Origin of the sequence: Streptomyces sp. V4I23 (genome assembly GCF_030817975.1) — a bacterium.
Classification (GTDB): Bacteria; Actinomycetota; Actinomycetes; order Streptomycetales; family Streptomycetaceae; genus Streptomyces.
Genome location: NZ_JAUSZW010000004.1, coordinates 963,055 through 982,376, shown reverse-complemented (window position 1 = coordinate 982,376; position 19,322 = coordinate 963,055). Strand labels below are relative to the sequence as shown.

Annotated in this window: 15 protein-coding genes and 4 pseudogenes; 7 read left to right on the top strand and 12 right to left on the bottom strand. The window is 71.6% G+C overall.

The genetic code is table 11. The annotated features are described in order from the left end of the window. Positions 1-66: 66 nt before the first annotated feature. On the bottom strand, positions 67-825 hold the full coding sequence (locus QFZ82_RS06615; RefSeq protein WP_307712237.1) for a MerR family transcriptional regulator: 759 nt from the start codon (positions 823-825) through the stop codon (positions 67-69). A 10-nt stretch (positions 826-835) separates the two neighbouring features. Then, positions 836-1,720 (bottom strand): DUF2268 domain-containing protein, encoded by an 885-nt coding sequence (locus QFZ82_RS06610; protein WP_307712236.1) that lies wholly within the window; start codon positions 1,718-1,720, stop codon positions 836-838. Positions 1,721-1,799: 79 nt separating this feature from the next. Between QFZ82_RS06610 and QFZ82_RS06605 the strand changes: the two genes are divergently transcribed. Then, positions 1,800-3,065, top strand: coding sequence for an IS701 family transposase (locus QFZ82_RS06605; protein WP_307712235.1), 1,266 nt, complete (start codon positions 1,800-1,802; stop codon positions 3,063-3,065). Between the two features lie 635 nt (positions 3,066-3,700). Here QFZ82_RS06605 and QFZ82_RS06600 read toward each other — a convergent pair. From QFZ82_RS06600 to QFZ82_RS06580, 5 genes and pseudogenes are all read right to left on the bottom strand, one after another. Then, positions 3,701-4,861, bottom strand: coding sequence for a hypothetical protein (locus QFZ82_RS06600; protein WP_307712234.1), 1,161 nt, complete (start codon positions 4,859-4,861; stop codon positions 3,701-3,703). Between the two features lie 30 nt (positions 4,862-4,891). After that, complete coding sequence (locus QFZ82_RS06595) at positions 4,892-5,599, bottom strand: dioxygenase (RefSeq protein WP_307712233.1); 708 nt, start codon at positions 5,597-5,599, stop codon at positions 4,892-4,894. Between the two features lie 154 nt (positions 5,600-5,753). Beyond that, the gene (locus tag QFZ82_RS06590) at positions 5,754-8,285 is read right to left on the bottom strand and encodes a LuxR C-terminal-related transcriptional regulator (protein ID WP_307712232.1); all 2,532 of its coding nucleotides are present in this window, start codon (positions 8,283-8,285) and stop codon (positions 5,754-5,756) included. A gap of 249 nt (positions 8,286-8,534) precedes the next feature. Then, positions 8,535-8,759: an SDR family NAD(P)-dependent oxidoreductase gene (locus tag QFZ82_RS06585; RefSeq protein WP_307712231.1), complete on the bottom strand. Its 225-nt coding sequence runs from the start codon at positions 8,757-8,759 to the stop codon at positions 8,535-8,537. A 126-nt stretch (positions 8,760-8,885) separates the two neighbouring features. Continuing rightward, positions 8,886-8,993 (bottom strand): annotated as a pseudogene (locus QFZ82_RS06580) (FAD-dependent oxidoreductase); the annotation flags it as partial. 135 nt (positions 8,994-9,128) lie between these two features. On the opposite strand from QFZ82_RS06580, the gene QFZ82_RS06575 reads away from it, so the two are divergent. Continuing rightward, positions 9,129-9,692, top strand: a complete 564-nt coding sequence (locus QFZ82_RS06575; protein ID WP_307717643.1) for a TetR/AcrR family transcriptional regulator — start codon at positions 9,129-9,131, stop codon at positions 9,690-9,692. A gap of 120 nt (positions 9,693-9,812) precedes the next feature. On the opposite strand, the gene QFZ82_RS06570 is transcribed toward QFZ82_RS06575, so the two are convergent. Then, positions 9,813-9,947: a hypothetical protein gene (locus QFZ82_RS06570; protein WP_307712230.1), complete on the bottom strand. Its 135-nt coding sequence runs from the start codon at positions 9,945-9,947 to the stop codon at positions 9,813-9,815. Positions 9,948-9,983: 36 nt separating this feature from the next. Further along, a pseudogene (locus QFZ82_RS06565) lies at positions 9,984-10,985 on the bottom strand (SpoIIE family protein phosphatase); the annotation flags it as partial. Here QFZ82_RS06565 and QFZ82_RS06560 point away from each other — a divergent pair. From QFZ82_RS06560 to gap, 5 genes and pseudogenes are all read left to right on the top strand, one after another. Further along, positions 10,979-11,203 (top strand): annotated as a pseudogene (locus QFZ82_RS06560) (dihydroxyacetone kinase subunit DhaK); the annotation flags it as partial. The pseudogenes QFZ82_RS06565 and QFZ82_RS06560 overlap by 7 nt on opposite strands. A 152-nt stretch (positions 11,204-11,355) precedes the next feature. Continuing rightward, positions 11,356-11,976, top strand: a complete 621-nt coding sequence (gene dhaL / locus QFZ82_RS06555; protein ID WP_373429242.1) for a dihydroxyacetone kinase subunit DhaL — start codon at positions 11,356-11,358, stop codon at positions 11,974-11,976. Then, positions 11,973-13,807 (top strand): annotated as a pseudogene (locus QFZ82_RS06550) (putative PEP-binding protein). The gene dhaL (QFZ82_RS06555) and the pseudogene QFZ82_RS06550 overlap by 4 nt, the downstream one beginning before the upstream one ends. Positions 13,808-13,817: 10 nt before the next feature. Then, the gene (locus QFZ82_RS06545) at positions 13,818-14,774 is read left to right on the top strand and encodes a GlxA family transcriptional regulator (protein ID WP_307712228.1); all 957 of its coding nucleotides are present in this window, start codon (positions 13,818-13,820) and stop codon (positions 14,772-14,774) included. 107 nt (positions 14,775-14,881) lie between these two features. Beyond that, a complete protein-coding gene (gene gap, locus QFZ82_RS06540) occupies positions 14,882-15,880 on the top strand; it encodes a type I glyceraldehyde-3-phosphate dehydrogenase (protein WP_307712227.1) in 999 nt (332 codons plus the stop codon). 258 nt (positions 15,881-16,138) lie between these two features. Here gap and QFZ82_RS06535 read toward each other — a convergent pair whose 3' ends face one another. The 3 genes from QFZ82_RS06535 to dhaL (QFZ82_RS06525) form a co-directional block, all read right to left on the bottom strand. Continuing rightward, a complete protein-coding gene (locus QFZ82_RS06535; protein WP_307717641.1) occupies positions 16,139-17,539 on the bottom strand; it encodes a dihydroxyacetone kinase subunit DhaK in 1,401 nt (466 codons plus the stop codon). A gap of 52 nt (positions 17,540-17,591) precedes the next feature. Continuing rightward, on the bottom strand, positions 17,592-18,566 hold the full coding sequence (locus QFZ82_RS06530; protein WP_307712226.1) for an aldo/keto reductase: 975 nt from the start codon (positions 18,564-18,566) through the stop codon (positions 17,592-17,594). A 119-nt stretch (positions 18,567-18,685) separates the two neighbouring features. Then, the gene (gene dhaL / locus QFZ82_RS06525; RefSeq protein ID WP_307712225.1) at positions 18,686-19,312 is read right to left on the bottom strand and encodes a dihydroxyacetone kinase subunit DhaL; all 627 of its coding nucleotides are present in this window, start codon (positions 19,310-19,312) and stop codon (positions 18,686-18,688) included. Positions 19,313-19,322 lie beyond the last annotated feature (10 nt).

Here is a 19,322-nt window from a genome sequence, read left to right as displayed (position 1 = left end):
TATCACCATCTGCACGGCTCCGACTCCATGGACCGGATCACGCTGGGCCGTACCGACTCCGCACAGCTACATCCGGGTCCGCGCGTACGCTTGCAGTGCGTCGCGGACGAACGTCGCCCCCGCGGCGTCGTCGTACATGCCGGCGAAGCGGGGGTCGTCGACGTACATGTCCCCCAGGCCTTTCACCATCTCGATCGAGCGCTCCCGGTCGCCCTCGGCCGTGGGGGTACCCGGGATCTGGCTCAGCCACTGGACGTGCCGGGCGGCCAGTGACTGAGCGTGTTCCGAAGTCGGGGAATCCCCGGCCTTCACCGCGGCGACCCATGCGGCGACGAGGTCTTCGGTGGCCTGCTTCCAGGCCCGCTGCTGGTCAAGGGTCTTGCCGTGCCACCAGTCGTTGCTCACTTGGAACGCGCGCTCGCCCCAGCGTGCGGTCACCTCGTCCTTGTAGCGGTCGTTGAACCCCGCCAACATCACGTCCATCCGCGGTTCCGCCCCCGCCTGCAGAGCCTCGAGCGTGTGACGCACAGACCGGATCTGCCGTTCGATGCGGTCGCGTTCCTCTTCCAGTGCGGCGATGTGGGCGCGGAGCCCGTCGCACGTGTCCACCTCGTCGGCCAGGACCTCGGCGATGGCCGACAAGCCCATGCCGAGCCGGCGCATGAGCAGGATCCGCTGGAGCCGGGCGACCGCGCCCGGGTCGTAGTAGCGGTACCCGTTCGCGCCGACACGGGACGGGGCCAAGAGCCCGACGCGGTCGTAGTGACGCAGGGTGCGGCTGGTGATGCCGGCCCTCGTCGCGAGTTCCTGGATCGTCCACTCCATCGTTTCAGTGTCACCCGCGGCGGAGCGTGGCGGCGATGATCTGCGAGCTGTCGGCGTGCAGGGCCTGCGCCGCCGTCTGCCCGGTCGCCGCCAGGTAGGCGTCGACCAGCCTGTTGCCCGCGGCGTACCCGGCGCCCATCGGCAGTCCCACCGGGGTGAGGCCGAAGCGCTCGGCGCTGGGGTCGCCGTGCACCCAGGCAGTGAAGTTCTGCATGCCTGTCACGTCGAGCCCGGTGAGCACCTTGCCGAAGATCTCGTCGTCGTGCAGGTGCGGCACGCCGATGCGGGTGGGGCCGAGCTCGTTGCCGTAGAGCTGTCGGGCGAAGGCGTCGGCCAGGCCCTCGGAGACGATGTGATCGCCGACCGTGACGGTCATCGGGTCCCACACAACACCGCCCGGACCGAACCGCAGGTTGTGGTGGAGTTCGTGCACGGCGGTGGCCTCCAGCCGCTCCACGTTCTCGGGGAAGGGCCAGAGCGTGATCACGATGTGGCCCGAGATGCCGCCGAACCCGGTCACTCCTCGGCAGGGACCCATGAAGTGCTCGTCACCCGGATCGCCGAGCACGAAGAGCACGGTGATGTCCGGGGTCCCCAGCCCCGGCGTCGCCTCCAGCAGTACGGTGAGAGCTCCGTCGAGGGCGCGTTGCATCCGCTCCCAGGCTCCGGCCGCCGCCAGGGTTTCGAGCGCGTCGAGGCAACGCTCCTCGTCGCGGTCGATGGGGAACCCGGACGCTTCGAGGTGCATGGCCACCAGGTCGACCTCGCCGGGGTAGTAGCGGTACATGCCCCTGGTGGGCTCCAGCATCGAACGCAGCAGGTCGACGCGGTCCGCGACCGGGGCCAGCAGGATCCGCCTCATGGCGGAGCAGGTGTCAAGAACAGTGATCGACATGGCCCCGATGCTAGTAGTGCTTGGTCAGGTTCATTCGTCGGTGGCGTGTCCCGTTGAGGGGCTGCGTCGTTGACCGGGTGTGACACCTGAGGAGTTGGATGAAGTCCGGTGCCGTCTGGAGGACTTCGCGGCGGATGTGTTCGAGCCGTTCGCGCGGGCGGATCAGCGTCGGTGGGGCGGGGTCTATCTGCGGGGACTGCTGCTGGACGGGCAGCGCAAATCGGTGGAACCGATGGCCGCCCGGCTGGGTGAGGACGGCAACCGGCAGGCCCTGGCCCACTTCATCACCACCAGCCCGTGGGAGGCGGCGCATGTCCGAGCCCGACTCGCATGGAAGATGGCTCCAGCGATTAACCCGACCGCGCTGATCATCGATGACACAGGCTTCCTCAAGGACGGTGACGCCTCGGCCTGTGTGTCTCGGCAGTACACCGGCACCGCAGGCAAGGTCACCAACTGCCAGGCGGGCGTGTCCTTGCACCTGGCCTCGGACACCGCCTCGGCGGCAATCGACTGGCGCTTGTTCCTGCCCAAGAGCTGGGATCCCGCCTCGCCGCAGGCCGACCCGGGCAAGGTGGCCCGTCGCGAGCGGTGCGGCATCCCGCCGGATGTGGGCCATGTCGAGAAGTGGCAGCTGGCCCTGGACATGATCGACGAGACCCGGTCCTGGGGCATCGATGTGCCCCTGGTCGTGGCCGACGGCGGCTACGGGGACACTGCGGCCTTCCGGCTCGGCCTGGAGGAACGCGGGCTGCACTACGTAGTGGGCAGCTCGACCACCGTCACTGCCCACCCACACGACGCGACGCTTCACATCCCGCCCCACAGTGGTCGCGGGCGCCCGCCCCAGCCGGCTTACCCCGAGGCGCCGAAGAGCGTGAAGGAGCTGATCATCGCTGCGGGGAAGCAGGCGGCCCGGCCGGTGCAGTGGCGGGAGGGCTCCCGCCCAGGCAGCGGCCGCAGCGGGTTCAAGCGGATGTACTCGCGGTTCGTGGCACTGCGGATCAGGCCCGCCGGACGCGAGATCCGCAAGGCCGTCGGGGGAGCCGAGTTGCCCGCGTGCTGGCTGCTGGCCGAATGGCCCGCCGCCGAGCCGGAGCCGGTGCAGTTCTGGCTCTCCAACCTGCCCGACGACACTCCACTCACCACGCTGGTGCGGCTGGCCAAGCTCCGCTGGCGCATCGAGCACGACTACCGCGAGATGAAGCAAGCCCTGGGCCTGGCCCACTTCGAGGGCCGCACCTGGAACGGCTGGCACCACCACGTCACCCTCGTCTCCGCCGCCCACGCCTTCTGCACGCTCCAGCGACTGGCCCGGACCCCAAAAGAGACGGCGCCGGCCTGAGCCTCTACCAGGTCGTCCGCGAGATGCAGATACTCCTCGCGGTCTGGACCGGCGCCTGCCCCACCTGTCACCGCGACATACCCACAGCGATACCAACCTGACCAAGCACTACTAGGAGTTGACGCAGCGTCAAGGTCAAACCACCGGCGCTCTTCGTCGAGGTACGGCCGGCATGCCGTCACCCAGTCCCGTCATGACCGGCGGTTCGCCGCTGCGATGGACTCACGCAACTTGATCAGCCCGCTGATCTCGCGCGGTCCGGCCCGGCGTACGGGCGCGGGTGCCGCTCCGAGCCGGTCGTCGAACCGCCTATCAGCCGCCCCGCACCCGTGGCCATCCGAGCCGCGACCCACAGCCCGCGCACTCGCCCAGCCAGATCCTGCTTGTCCCGCGCAGCGCGGTGAGCCAGCACCAGCAACCGACACCACATCGGCCTGCCCGGGCGGGCTGGTGAGCTGGTAGCGGTCTGAGCAGCGAGCCCAATACGGCGATGCCCAGGAGGCCCGAAGGCACACGGAATCCTCGACCGTGCTTCGACCCGGCCTCGCTCCAGGAGCGCAAGCGCGCATGACCGTCCGCATGGGCACGGGGCCCGGACCGTGGCGTGCGGTCCGGGCCAGGGTTCCTGGTGCCGGTCAGCCAGTGAAGCGTGTCACCGCCGGGACGAGGTCTCCCTGTTTGGCGATGCCCACCGTCCACAGGTCTGCGGTGCTCGGCACAGTGGTGAACCCTCGCACCACCACCCCGGGGTCGGCTGCCTTCTCCCAGCGGCGCTGCTGCGCATCGAAGCGCAGGGCGACTGAGACGGCACCCTTGCCGCCGACCGCCCACAGCGTGCCGTCCCCGGCCCTGCCGACGGCTCGAAGCCGGCCGTCGGCGATCTCGGGTGTGGCAACGTCGGTCCACCTCTTGCCGTCCCAGTGCACCGCGTAGGGGCGATCGCCGTCCTTGGACGCCGAACCGCCCACCGCCCATACGTCGTCGGCACCCAGCGCAGTAATACCGCTGAGCCAGCGGTGCTCGTCCTTGGCAGCGGTGGGTGCGGCGGCCCGCGTCCAGGAGGTGCCGTCCCAGTGCAGCAGCAGGGCCGTCTCCGCTGCCCCGTCGGTGGCGAAGGACGTGCCCGCCGCCCAGATGTCGTCGGATGCGACGGCGGTGAGACTGGTGAGTTCCCCCTTGCCGACGTCGGGCAGGGTCTGCCGGCGCCAGGCCGTGCCGTCCCACGCCTGGATGGCGGGGACCCCGTTCTTGATGCCCTGCGGCACGGCGCGGCCGGCCGTCCATGCCTTCCCGTCGGACGTGGTCACCACCGCGTCGGGTGTCAACCGGCCCGCGGGGTCACGGTCGAGATTGCGCGTGGTCCAGGAGGTGCCGTCCCAGTGGGCCGCCGTCGCGCCGACCGCCCAGATGTCACGGGCCGACCGTACGGCCAGCGCCTGCGGGAAACTGCCGTCCGGCAGCGTCGACTGCTGCGTCCAGGACGTGCCGTCCCAGTGCAGGGCCAGGGCCTCCAGCTCGCTGTCGCTCTTCAGCCGGTAGCCGACGGACCAGGCCTGCTTGTCGCTGAGCGCGGCCACGGCGGTGATGTCGCCCTTGGCGACCGGGACCTCGGTCGACTGCCACTGTCCGGCGACCCGTGCCGGTGCGGCCGCCGCGTCCTCGGCGGCGGGCGCGGGTCCGGCCCAGCCCGAGCCGGCGGCGATCAGGCCCCCGGCCGCGATGGCGCCTGCGGCCAGCGCCGCCACCAGCGGCGACCGACCGAGGTACAGGCGCCGGGATGACTTGCTCGTATTCATCGCGGAATTCCTTGAGTGATCGGCGGTCGGCTACGTGGCCGTGGTCTGGATGACGAAGTCGAAGGCGCCGGTGTAACCGCCGCCCTGCGGGCCCGCCAGCGTGATCGTGCAGGCCCGGTTGAGGAGTCGGTCCGAGGCGTTGAGCCTGGCGAAGTCCCTTCCGTACGCCTGAGTGTCGTCGGGGAAGTACAGCTGGGTGACGAGCACCGGTCCCCCGGGGGCCTGGACCTGCGTGTGGATGTGGGGCGCTCGCGTGCCCCAACGGCCCCAATAGTCCCGGGGGATGATCGTGCGCAGCCGGAACGCCCCCCTGCTGTTGGTGTACTGGTGTCCGCGCAGCGAGAAGCCGGCGGTGTCGTAGTCGCCGTTCTGGTCGCACTGCCAGAACTCGATGAGCGACCCGGGCAGGGGCTTGCAGGCGGTGTCGTAGACGATGCCGCTCAGATCGAGCCGCACACCGCTGACAGCGGGGGTGATGAAGTCCGTCCGCTCGGGGGACTGCGGCTTGAAGAGCGGGCCCTCCGTCGCCGCCGGGGTCTCGTGACCGTCACAGGCCGGCGTGACGGCGAGCGGGCGCCCCGTCGCGCGTGCCTCCTGCGCCGGGCTCACCGGTGCCGCCAGGGCGGCACCGGCCGCACTCGTCGCCACAAGGGCGGCGGTCATGCCCACCGAGGTCGTTCTGATGAACGCCCGCCTCGAGCTCGTGTGTTCGCCGTCCGCATCGTGGTCGTGCCGCATCGCGTCTCCTTGCCGGATTACTGTCCAGGCAGGGCATTCCGTGGGGGAAGGGCCCGGATCCACGCCGTCGGGCCCTTGGAATGCCCTGTTCCACGTGAGCTTGGTTGCTGCGGCGGGCGCGCGGATCGATCGGATGACCGGCGGCTTGGCGGCGTTACGAAACCTCGCCGCGGCGCGGATCGTGCGCGGGGGCGGCCCGGCGCTTCTCCCTTCCGGCCACCCACAGCGCGATCCGCGTGCGGGAGCGCATGCCCAGCTTGTCCCGCACGTTGTCGAGGTGGGTCGAGACCGTACTCGCCGACAGATCCAGACGAGCGGCGATCTCGCGGTTGGTCAGTCCCTCGGCGACCAGCGCCGCCACCGTCATCTCCCGCCCTGTGAGCGGGGACCGCCCATTGTCCTCACGGGCGGCCGGCGTCACTCCTTCGCCGTTGCCGCGCAGGGCGTACGCGATCAGCCGCTCCCAGCCCATCCCGCGTCCCTGGGCCACCGCGGTGTCCCGTCCCGCCGGGGTCAGCGCCGCCGCCGCTCGGTCCGTCGCCGACTCGACCTGCCGTCGCCACTCGGCCTCCGGCTCCGTGTCCAGCCGCCTGCGCGCCTGCGAGGCGGCCGCGAACAGCCGCAGTGACCGCTTCATCTGACCCCGCTCGGCCGCCACGACGGCAAGCCCCTCCAGTGGATACAGCGCGTGGAAGCTCTCGCCGGGTACCGTGCGCAGGGCCTCGGCGAACAGGCCCTGGGCCGCTTCGGCATCGCCCAGGGCGAGCCGGATCGCACCGGACGTGTGCAGGGCGGCCGCCGACTGGGCCCAGGAGGACCGTCCCCGCAGCACCGGCAGGCAGGACGCCATCAGCTCGTCGGCCTCGGCCGCCTCGCCGATGTGCAGCAGCGCCCAGGCCAGATGGTGGCGGCACGACGCGGTGTCGCGGGGGCTGCCGAGTGTGGCGACGATGTCCACGCACTCCGCGAAGTCGGCGACGGCACGGACGAACTCGCCGCCGCACACCAGGGCGGCGGCCCGGGCGTCCAGGGCGTTGGCGAGTGCGGTGGGGGTGTCGCGCCGCCGCTCGATCTCCACCGCCTGCTCCGCGAAGTGCAGCGCGGCCGCGGGGTCCTGCTGCTGGCAGGCCGCGCGTGCGGCGAGCGCCAGTGCCGCACCGCCGTGCGCTGAGCCGTCGTCCTGCGCGAGCACCTGGGTCAGCAGGGCGCGGGCGGCCGTCAGCTGCTCCTGCTGGAAGCGCACCCGCGCCAGCGCGAGGGCCAGTCCGAGAGGCGGCCTGCCGTCGCGGTCGGTGGCGTAGGAGACTGCCGCCGCAAGGTTCTCCCGTTCCGTCGCCGGTGCTCCGCCGATCTGGTCGGCGAAGAGCCGGCCGGCGGTGGGCTCCAGCAGACCGGTCAGCCAGTCCAGGGCCCGCTGCCAGGTCCTCTGCAGTTCGCCGGAGTCGGCGAGCCGGTCGAGCGCATAGGCGCGGATGGCGCTCAACTGCCTGAATCTCGCGGGTCCTTCGGTACCCGGCAGCCGTACGATCAAGGACTTGGCCTCCAGGGCGCACAGCACGCGCAGCACATCACGCGGCGGCACCTCGCCGTCGGCGCAGACCGCGGCCGCGCAGGCGGCGTCGAATCCGCCGACGAGGACGGCGAGACGGCGGAAGAGGGTCTTCTCCTCCGGGTCCAGTAATCGATGGCTCCAGTCGATTGCCGCGGCCAGTTCGCGATGCCGGCGGGGCCCGGTCCTGCTGCCGTCCGTCAGGAGCGCGAGCTGGTCGTCCAGACCGGCCAGGATGTCGCTCAGCGGAAGGGCTCCGGTGCGGCGGGCCGCCAGCTCGATGGCCAGCGGCATACCGTCGAGACGCCGGCAGATCTCCGCCACCGTACGGGCGTTGCCGGCGTCCAGCGCGAATCCGGGTACGCGGTCGGCGGCGCGCTCCACGAAGAGCCGTACGGCGTCGGCCTGCAGCACGGCTGCCGGGTCGTCCTCGGCGGCGAGCGGTGACAGGGACAGTTCGCCGACCCGGAACACCACTTCGCCCGGGACCCGCAACACCTCGCGGCTGGTGGCGAGGATCCGCAGCCGGGGGCACCGGCTCAGCAGGGCCGCGGCCAGCTGTGCGCACGGCTCGGCCAGGTGCTCGCAGTTGTCCAGGATCAGCAGCATCGAGCGTTCGCCCAGGGTGTGGGCGAGCACGTCCACTCCGCTGCGGCCGCCGCGTTCGCCCAGGCCGAGTGCGGTGGCGACGGACTGGGGCAGCTGGTTGCCGTCGTGCAACGACTCCAGCTCGACGAACTGGGCCCGGTCGTCGGCGCCGCCGCGCATGCTCCCGGCGAATTCCAGCGCGAGGCGGGTCTTGCCGACTCCGCCGGGGCCGGTGAGGGTCAGCAGCCGAGCCGACTTCATCAGGGCGCGCAGCCGGGACAGTTCGCGGCCACGGCCGACGAAGGAGTCGAGTGCGCGCGGCAGTTCCCGGCCCGGCACGGCCGTAGCCGGTGCCGGGGTCCCGGCCGCGGCACGCGGCTGTGTGCGGCCCGTGCCGTGCTGTGCCGAGCGGCGGCGGAAGGCTCGCTGCCGGCAGGCGGCGGAACAGTAGCGGGCGGGCCGGCCGCCCTGCGGCGGCGCACTTCCCGTACGCCGGTCCTTGCCGGGCAGCTCTTTCCCGCACTCCTCACACTTTCGACTCGGACTCATCCGTAGAATCCTTGCCGACCGGCCGCACGGGCACCACCGCTCCCAGGAGAACGTGAGCCACGCCCCACGGTGGCTGAGCACGGTCTGAGCGCCCGCTCTGCGCTCGCTGTGGACGGCTGCGGGTCCCGCTCCGGCGACTGAGGCCGTTCCGCCGTGCGCCGGCAGTCTCCTGTGCCCATGCCCCACTGGTCAGTGCTCCGACGAGGTACGCACAGTCCGCATCAGGTGATGCCCCCCAGGCGGGCTTGCTCACGCCGATATCACCGCGTACTCACGGCCCATGCGTGGGCCGTGGCGGGCGCGTGGCCCAGCGGCGTGCGCCGCGGGATCCAGCTGCCGTGGCCAGAGCGTCGGCCTCCGCCCGGTGACGACGACCTCGCCGCCGTCGGCGACGAGCCGTTCGGCTATGACGAGGCCGATGCCACGACTGACACCGGTGATGATCGCGGTCTGCCCCGCGAATCTGCCGGTCATGGGTTCTCCTGGACGGGGGGCTGGCGGGGTCGGGCGGAGCGCGGCGGAAGCCGGTGGGTCAGTGGCGGTCGCCGGCCGGCGCCGCGGCGACGTTCCGGGCGGCGCGAGCACCGTGTGGGGCCGGGTCCCGTGCACGTACGTGCCGCCGAAGTCCAGCCGGTGGCCGAAGGCCTCGCCCGTCCAGGTCCGGCCGCCGACCCTGTCGCGTGCTTCGAGCAGGACCGCCGAGCGGCCGGCGACGCCGAGGTCGCGTGGAAATCGGCAGCGTCACTGATGCGATCCCGAATCGTGTTCGAGAAGAAACCGACAACCCAGCCGTCGACTCGCCCGACCGTGGTATAGCGCCGCGGGAAGGAGCGCAGGCGCGCCATCCTCGACGCCGCCGCGGCGCTGCTGGGCGAGCAGGGCTACGAGGCCGCCACGCTCAAGGCCATCGGTGAACGGGCGGGCATCCCGACCGCCTCCATGTACCACTACTTCGCCGACCGGCATCAGGTCGACGCCGAACTCCTGAAGCAGCACCTGAGCGAGCTCGACACGCTGATCGGTGCTGCCCTGGACCATCCGAGCGCGCAGACGCTGCCCGAGGCCGTCGACGTCATGATCGACCTCCACCTCGACTACTTCCGCCGGCACCCGAGCTGCACGGAACTGTGGTTCGCGGGACGCCATGAGACGCTCGACGAACTGGTGCGCGCCTTCGACGAGGCGCAGGCGGAGCGGCTCTGGCGCCACCTTGTCGAGCGGGGCTTCATCCCCGCCGGCACGCCGCTGCTGCCGCTGCTGCTCGCCTTCGAGGTGGGCAGCCGGCTCTTCGACATCGCGTTCCGGCGCTCTCCCGCAGGTGACGACGCCACGATCGCCGAAGCGCGCCGCCTCGTCACCGCGTATCTCGAGACGTACGTCTCCGAAGGGCCAGGGCGGCGCGGCTGACTCTCCGGCCGCGCCGACCGGGTGTTGACCGCCACGGCGATGCCGCCATCACGGTGCCTCAGAAGGTGAGGGCTCAGTCCGTGCCCGCCGCGTACCGCACGGCCGGCCGGTCCCCGCGTGTCACACCGCGGGCCCCCAGCCCTCCGGCCACCCCCGCGTGGCGCTCCGCCACAGCTGCGCGTACGTGAGCCGGTCCGCGCCGAACTCGACGACCGCTTCGGTGTCGGGGCGGATGTCGACGTGCGTACGCAGCATGTCGAGCAGCGTCGCGCCCGGTGACGACAGGCGCGGCTACGCGAGCGCCTGCTCCGCCCAGATGACCTTGCCCTCACGGCTGTGCCGCGTGCCCCAGCGCTCGGCGAGCTGGGCGACCAGCAGCAGGCCGCGACCGCCCTCGTCGAAGGTCCGGGCGCGCCGCAGGTGGGGGGCGGTGCTGCTGGCGTCGAAGACTTCGCAGGTCAAGGTGGATTCGAGGATGAGGCGCAGGTGGACGGGGGGCTTGCCGTATCGGATCGCTTTCGTCACCAGTTCGCTGACCATCAGCTCCGTGGCGAAGGAGAGCTCGTCCAGTCCCCAGGCGGTCAGTGTCCCGGTCGTGAAGCGGCGGGCGCCGGAGACGGCTGCCGGGTCGGAGGGAAGGGGCAGCGTGGCGACGTGGCTGGGGTCGAGTGCCCGGGTGCGCGCGACCAGGAGCGCCACGTCGTCGGCGGGGCGTCCCGGGAGCAAGGTGCTCAGCAGCCGGTCGCAGACCTCGTCCGGCGACATCGAGGACCGTGACGCCTGTGCGAGGGCGTCGCTCAGCAGCGTCAGCGAGGCGCCGACGTCACGCGCACGGCCCTGGATGAGGCCGTCGGTGTGGAGGGCGAGCAGACTGCCCTCCGGCAGTTCCCACTGGGCCGTCTCGAACGGAAGTCCGCCCAGTCCCAGCGGCGGACCGATCGGCAGATCCGGGAAGTCGACCGCCCTGGAAGCGGCCGAAGGAGTCGCCACGGCCGGTGGTACGTGCCCGGCGCTGGCGAGGGAGCAGAGGCGGGTGGCGGGGTCGTAGACCGCGTACAGGCAGGTGGCGCTGATCTCGACGTCCTCGCGGGCCTCCTCCCTCTGGAGACGGATGACCACGTCGTCGAGGTGGGTGAGCAGTTCGTCGGGCATCAGGTCGATGTCCGCGAAGGCGCGGACGGCGGTGCGCAGGCGGCCCATGGTTGCGGCGGCGTGCAGGCCGCGGCCGACGACGTCGCCCACGACGAGGGCGACGCGGGCGCCGGACAGCGTGATCACGTCGTACCAGTGGCCTGGGCGCGACCCCTCTCATCGAGCTGTACGTGGTGTTCAACGAAGTGGCCTCCGCGCTCGCCGCGAAGAACGTGACCATCGCCCGCAGCCTGGTCGGCAACTACGTGACCAGTCTGGACATGGCGGGCGTCTCCATCACCGTGTGCAAGGCCGATGCCGACATGCTCGCCCTGTGGGACGCGCCCGTGAACACCCCCGCCCTGCGCTGGGGCGCCTGAACCGAGCCGGGGGCGGGCCCCGCGATACGCGAGGGCCGGGCCAGAGTCTCCCCGCTGCCTGCTCTCCCCGGACCGCACCCCTGCGCATTCCGGCCTCGCCCCCGGCTCATCCCCTCGTGAACCCGCTACGCAAGCATCGAACGGAGAATTCCGTGGACATCGACCTCGCCCGCGCGTGGGTGCAGGCCATCGCCGCCGCCGTGGGCCAGCACAAGGACCACCTGACCCAGCTCGACTCGGCCATTGGCGACGCCGACCACGGCGTCAACATGCAACGCGGCTTCTCCGCCGTCACCACGGCCCTGGACGGCATCGAGCCGGACACCGTCGGGGCCCTGCTGGTCAAGACCGGCACCACCCTCATCTCCAGCGTCGGGGGCGCCTCCGGCCCGCTGTACGGGGGTGCCTTCCGCGCCATCGGCAAGATGCTGGACCCCACGGCCACCACCCAGCAACTTGCCGCCGCACTCGCCGCCGGCCTGGACAGCCAAAATCTCGGAGCGGCCGCACCGGGCGACAAGACCATGATCGACGCCTATACGCCCGCGCTGGCCGCCTTCCAGCAGCAGGCCGATGCCGGATCCGACCTCGCTGCGGCCGCCCTGGCCGCAGCGGACGCCGCCGAGGACGGCATGTGCGCCACCACCCCGATGCAGGCGCGCAAGGGCCGCGCCTCCTACCTCGGCGCCCGCAGTATCGGCCACCCGGACCCCGGTAGCGCCTCCACCGCTCTGATCTTCCGCGCTCTCGCCGAGACGGCGGCAGCCCGATGACCGACCGCCGCACCTATGACGGGCGCACTGCCGCAGCCGGTACAGCCCTGGGCTTCCTGCGCCGCACCGACCGCCCCACCACCCGCAGCTCGCTGCCCCAGCGCACCAGCGGCGACGGCGCGCAGCAGATCACCGACGCCTTTGACGCCGTCGCCGCCCGCCTGCTCGACCTGTCCACCTCTCTGCGTGAACAGGCCAAGGACGAACAGGCCGACATCATGGAGGTCAACTGCTACATCGCGCAGGATCCGGATCTGCGCGTCAAGCGAGCCAACGACGGGCAGCCGGTGGCCGTCGCCGTGAGGCAGGCCATCGACGCCTACGCCGGAATCATCGCCGCCCTGGATGACCCGACCCTCGCCGACCGAGCGGCCGACGTCCGGCAGGTCGGCCGCCGTGTCCTGGCCCACCTGTACGGCGACCCCGGTCCAGCACCCGATCAGCCCCTCGTTCTGGTGGCCCAGGAGATCGGCGCGGCAGACCTGCTGGAACCCGGGCAGACCGTGACCGGTGCCATCTCCGTCACCGGCGGCCCGAACTCCCACGCCGCGATCGTCGCCCGCTCGCAGGACATCCCTCTCCTGCTCGGCGTCGACCCGCAGCTGCTCGAGTTGCCCGACGGGCAGGAAATCCTCCTCGACACGGACCGGGCCACCGCAGTCGTCCATCCCGACGACGACGAACGCGCCACCGCTCTTGATGCCATCGACGCTGCCCGGATCCGCAGGCGCGCGCTCGCGGAAGAGCGCCACCTGCCGGCCCGGACACTGGACGAGCACGACGTCGTTCTGCGGGCCAACGTGGCCACGCCGGCCGAGGCCCGGGCAGTCCTGACGGCCGGCGCCGACGGTGTCGGCCTGCTCCGCACCGAGCTGCCCTTCCTCAACCACGCCGCCTGGCCCACCCGCAACCAGCATGCGGCCGCCCTCGTCCCCGTCCTGCGCACCCTCCACGGCCAGACCGTCACCGCCCGGACCCTCGACTTCGCCGACGACAAACTGCCGCCGTTCCTCGCCCAGGGCCGCGAGGGAGAGCGGCTCGGCCGCGGCCTGCCTCTGATGCTGGCCCAACCCGACGCCTTCGCCAACCAGTTCCGCAGTCTGCTCAGCGCCGGAGCCGACACCGACCTGCGCATCATGATCCCCATGGTCGCGAGATCGATGAACTGCGCGCCTGCCGCGCCCTTCTCGATACCGCGGCCGCCGAACTCGACGTCAGCGCACCCCCGCTGGGCATCATGGTCGAACTGCCCGAAGCCGTCGCCGCGGCTGATGCACTCGCCCGCGAAGCGGCCTTCATCTCCATCGGCAGCAACGACCTCACCAGCCAGATCCTGGGTATCGACAGACGCGATCCCGCCGCCACCCCGGCCATGGCCGCACACCCGGCTGTACTGCGCGCGATCGCCCAGGTCGTCACCGCCGCGCACCGTCACCACCGTCAGGTCTCCGTCTGCGGTGACGCCGCGGCGCACCCCCTCGTCACCCCTCTGCTCATCGGCCTCGGCTGCGACACCCTCTCTGTAGCCCCCGCAGCGCTCGACGAGGTCCGCACCCGCATCCGCCGCCTCAGCCTCGACACGCGCCTCCTTGGCAGCCGTTGCCCTCACCCGCGAGACCCCCGAAGAGGTCTGGGAACTCGTCCAGCAGTCCTGCATGCCGTCGCTGCCATGACGCCTGCCGCAACGCCGGCCCGCCGCTCCGCCCCGGCTCAGACCTCCATGCGCACCGGACACCCGGACAGCGAGCTGGGGATTTCCCGTTCCCCAAGCGCTGTGCGATCCGTCAGCCCGGTCCGCGCAGTGTGCGTATCGAAGTCCCGCCCCGCGTAACCTCTTCCCCGTGCCAGCCTCCCGCCTGCATCGCGTCGCCGTCCTTGTGCTCGAGGGTGCGAAGCCGCTCGATGTCGGAATTCCCGCGCAGGTGTTCACGACCCGCGCGAGCATGCCGTACGAGGTGCGGGTGTGCGGGGCGGCGCCCGGTCTCGTGACCGGCGGCGATGGCCTGTCGTACTCCGTCGCCCACGGCCTCGACGCGCTCGCGTGGGCCGACATCGTCTTCGTCCCCGGCTACCGGCACCCGGACCGCGACGACCCGCCGCAGCCCGTCATCGATGCGCTGGTCGCCGCCCACACTCGGGGCGCGCGGCTCGCCGCCATCTCGACGGGCGCCTTCGCGCTCGCCGCCACCGGGCTGCTCGACGGCAGGCGCGCCACGACGCACTGGCACTACACGCGGGCACTCGTGGCCAGGTATCCGCTCGTCCAGGTCGACGCGAACGTACTGTTCGTCGACGAGGGCAGTGTGCTCACCTCGGCCGGGGCCGCCTCCGGCATCGACCTGTGCCTGCACATCCTGCGCGGCGACCTCGGAGTGGCCGCGTCCAACCACGCGGCCCGCCGCCTGGTCGCGGCCCCCTACCGCAGCGGCGGCCAGGCCCAGTACGTGCCGCGCAGCGTCCCCGAGCCGCTCGGCGAGCGCTTCGGCGCCACCCGTGAGTGGGCGCTGCACCGGCTCGGCGAGCCCCTCACCCTCGACATACTGGCGCGGCAGGCGGGGGTCTCGCCGCGCACGTTCTCCCGGCGCTTCGTCGAGGAGACCGGCTACACGCCGATGCAGTGGGTGATGCGCGCCCGCATCGACCAGGCCCGCGAACTGCTGGAGCGCTCGCAGCGCAGCGTCGAACAGATCGCCGCCGACGTCGGGCTCGGCACCGGCGCGAACCTGCGCCTGCACTTCCAGCGCATCCTCGGCACCGCACCGAGCGAGTACCGGCGCACCTTCACCCAGGGCGAATAGCTGCCCGGCACCCGTGTGGCGGGATCCTTTTGAACCGTGGCGATCCCGCCACTGTCAGCGGCGCGAGCCGCGGGCGAGCCTGGTGGCGAAGGGAAGGGACACCATTCATGACTCGCATCGCCATCAACGGATTCGGCCGCATCGGACGCAATGTGCTGCGCGCACTGCTGGAGCGCGACAGCGCCCTCGAGATCGTCGCCGTCAACGACCTGACGGAGCCCGCCACTCTCGCCCGGCTGCTCGCCTACGACAGCACGGCCGGCCGGCTCGGGCGTCCGGTGACCGTCGACGGGGACGCCCTCGTCGTCGACGGCCGTCGGATCACTGTGCTGGCCGAGCGCGAACCGGCGCAGCTGCCGTGGGCCGAACTCGGCGTCGACATCGTCCTGGAAGCCACCGGCCGCTTCACCTCGGCCAAGGCCGCCCGTGCCCACCTCGACGCGGGCGCGCGCAAGGTGCTCGTCAGCGCGCCGTCGGACGGCGCCGACGTCACGCTCGCGTTCGGGGTCAACACCGACGCCTACGACCCGGACCTGCACACGATCGTCTCGAACGCCTCCTGCACCACCAACGCGCTCGCGCCGCTGGCCGCGGTCCTCGACGAACTCGCCGGTATCGAGCACGGGTTCATGACGACGGTGCACGCCTACACGCAGGAGCAGAACCTGCAGGACGGTCCGCACCGAGACGCCCGTCGTGCCCGGGCCGCCGGGGTCAACATCGTGCCGACCACGACGGGCGCCGCCAAGGCGATCGGCCTGGTGCTGCCGAACCTGGAGGGCAAGCTGTCGGGGGACTCGATCCGCGTGCCGGTGCCGGTGGGCTCGATCGTCGAACTCAACACGACTGTCGCCCGCGACGTGACGCGCGAGGACGTGCTGGCGGCGTACCGCACGGCGGCGGAGGGGCCGCTCGCCGGCGTCCTCGAGTACTCGGACGACCCGCTCGTCTCCTCCGACATCGTGGGCAACCCGGCCTCGTCGATCTTCGACTCGGCCCTCACCCGCGTCGACGGCCGCCACGTCAAGGTGGTCGCGTGGTACGACAACGAGTGGGGCTTCTCGAACCGCGTGATCGACACGCTCCAGCTCCTGGCCTCCCGCTGACCGGACGCCGTGGAGCGGTCACGAGCACATTTCGAGCGACGCGGTGCTGGAAATCCCGTTGCCTGGGTGGCTTGCTGCCTTGGACGCAGAGAACGGGCCTGAGGGCGCGATCGCGCCCTCAGGCCCGTGCAGGGCGCGGGTCTTCTGGCCGGGGATGCCGTGCCGAACCTGTGGCGTGGTCGGCGTGACCCGCGCCGGTCCAGCTCAGCGCGAGGTGATGCGCTGGGGGTCGGGCAGGCGCGTGGCGGTGGCCGGCTCTTAGACGCTGGCGAGCGCGGTGAACAGCAGTGCCACGCCGAAGGAGCCGGGGTCGGGGACGCCGATGGCGTGCTGGCCGACGTAGCTGGCGCGGCCGCGCCGGGGGGTGAGGGGCGCTGTGCTCAACGCGCCCTGGACGGCGGCCTCGGCGGCGGTGGTGAAGGGGCTGTCGGCGCCATCGCGGGCGGCCGTGGCCAGGGCGTCGACGGCGGGAGCGAGGGCGTCCACGAGGGTGCAGTCGCCGACCTTGGCTCCGCCGACCCGGTGGATGGCAGCGAGGCTGGACTTCGCTGCGTCGGCGACGGCCAGTGCATCAGGCGCCTGGTCGTCGGACCAGGACACGGTGGCCAGGTCCTGGAAGAGGAGCCCGAAGAGCGGGCCGCTGGTGCCGCCGACGTCGTTGAGGAAGGCCTCGGCCAGGGCAGCCACGCCGTCGGTCCCCGATGCGTTCCGCTTGACCGCTCGGCGCACGCCGCCGGCCAGGTTGTCGCCGAAGTCGCCGTCGCCGACGAGCTGGTCGAGGGCAGTGAGGTTGTCATGGGCCTGGGAGACGATCGCCGCATAGCGGTCGAGAACGGCTCGGCTGGCCGCAGCCTCGCTCACGCGCGCCCCAGTGGCGGCCGGTTCGGCAACGACACTCGCCGCGGTGTCCGGCGCCAGGGTGAGGGAGGGAAGGACGAGCGGCGTGTCGGTGGGTGCCGTCCACAGGTCGGCCCACTCCGCCTTCATGTGGGTGAGGGTGATGGAGAAGCCGGCCATGTCCAGGGCTGCGGTGAACGTGCCGGGCACGATGGCCAGGGGCTGGATGCCGCGGGCAGTCAGCAGGTCGTGCAGGATCGAGCCGATGGCGTGCAGTTCCAGGTTGGTCGTGGCACCCAGGCCGTTGACGATGGCCAATACCTTGTCCTGCCCTGCGGGCAGGGCCTGGAGCAGATCGTCGGTCATCTGCCGGACGAGTTCCTCGACGGGGCGGTGGTCGATGGTGCGCGTACCGCGTTCGCCGTGGATTCCGACGCCGTAGTCGAGCGTGCCGGGGCTCAGGTCGAAGGCCGGTGCCGCGGTCGAGGGTGAGGTCTGGGACCGGGCCGCGACCGCGAGGCTGCGGGAGCGCGCGACGATCTCCGCGCCCAGTGTGGCGAGTTCGTCCAGTTTGGCGCCCTGGTCGGCGAAGGCTCCGAGCAGCTTCTCCAGGACGACGGTTGCAGCGGTGCCCCGGCGGCCGGTCGCCGAGTCCGCCTTGTCGGTGGCCAGGTCGTCATCGACAAGGACAGTGGCTACGGGAATGCCGTCGTGGCGAAGGCGTTCCGCCGCGATCTGAAAGTTGATCACATCGCCGGTGTAGTTCTTGATGATGAGCAGGACGCCGTTGCTCTTCGCGGCGGCCACGCCGGCCTCGTAGATGACCTTCAGGCGGTGGGGCGTTGAGGTCAGCTGAACGGGCTGGCCGTGCGGCTCACGCCCAGGCCAGCTGTGATCGGTGCGCCCAGTAGGCGTCGGCGGACTGGGCCAGCGAGGTGAGCCGCTCCATCTGGGTGGGACTCAGCTGTACGCGTGCTGCCGCGAGGTTGCTCGTGAGCTGATCGACTGTGGCGGCTCCGGAGAGCACGACGTTTGCCCAGGGCTGCGCAGCAACGGCCGCGAGGGCGATGGCATCGCACGAGGCGCCTGTCTGGTCGGCGATGTCACGCAGAGCGCTCATCTCGGGTGCGACGACGTGAGGCCCGGCCAGGCGGCCGTTGGCCAGGGCCTCCTTGACGATCACCGCGCAGCCGGCGGCGTGCGCTTCGGCCAGAGCGCCGCCCGCGGAGCGCTCCAGCAGGTTGTAGGTGGTCTGGACGCTGCCGAACAACGGTCTTCCGCTCACCGTGACGTTCAGCGCTGCGCGGATGGTGTCTGCCTGGCGGGGGCCACTGGTGGACAGGCCGACGGTCACTCCCTCTTCCCTCAGTTGTGCCAGCCGCTCATGCAGGGCGGTGTCGCTCAGCGCGGGGCTGTCCGGGGTGACGGAGTGGATCTGGTACAGGCTGAGCCGGCTTCCGAGCAGGGCGCGGGACTCGGCGACTTGGCGGTCATAGGCGTCCGTGCTGTGGTCCTTGACCTCGTGGACGTCTGCCTGGATGCGCCAGTCGGCGGTGTAGGTGTAGCCCCACTTGCTGCCCACCACGATGTCCGTGACGTCGGGACGGGCCTGAAGCCACTGGGCGAGGAACGTTTCCGCCAGCCCGTAGGAGCGGGCGGCATCGAAGTAGCGCACTCCCTGGGCATAGGCCGCATCCATCAGGGCGAAGGCCCGGTGTTCGAGGGCTTTGGCCGAGCGGACGGCGGGCAGATCCGTGTCCCGGCCCAGCGTGATGTAGCCGGGCCGGCCGACGGCAGCCAGCCCCAGACCGATCCGCAGGGGCGAGGCCGCCCGGAGTGTCAGACTCATACGAGAAAACCTTCTTGGCAGTTCTTGTGACAGTGGACCGCAGCAGGCGCCGGCAGAAACGGGTCATCCCAGGCCGATGACGGGAGCCGGTTGATGCCCAGTGCGGGTGGGTCGGTCGGTCACGCATCGGCCGTCGTGTCGGCGAGGGCACGGAAGATCAGGGCCGTAGAGGTGGCCCCCGGGTCCTGGTGGCCGACGCTGCGCGCCCCGAGGTAGGAGGCGCGGCCCTTGCGTGCCTGCAAGGGCGTGGTGGCGCGCATGCCCTCCTCGGCGGCGTCGGCTGCAGCCGCTGCCGCGGCGGCGAAGCCGGTTCCCTGACGGGCCTGCTCCTCGAAGGCGGCCGCGGCGGGCGCATACGCGTCGATCATCGTCTTGTCGCCGGGGACGGCCGTCCCCAGCTTCTGGATGCTTTCCAGACCGGCGGCGAGTGCTCCGGCGAACGCGAGCGGGTCGGCGACAGGAGTGTCCAGGGCCTTGCCCAGTGCGCGGAACGCGCCTCCGTACAGCGGCCCCGAGGCACCCCCGATGGTGGAGACGAGGGTGGTGCCCGTCTTGATGAGGACGGCTCCGACCGTCTCTGGGCTGAGGTCCGAAACGGCAGCGGCAGCGGCGGTGAATCCGCGATCCAGGTTGGTCCCGTGGTCGGCGTCACCGATCGCCGAGTCGAGCTGGGTGAGGTGATCCTTGTGCCGGCCCACGGCGACGGTGATGGCCTGCACCCATGCACGGGCGAGGTCGATGTCCATGGGGGTCTCC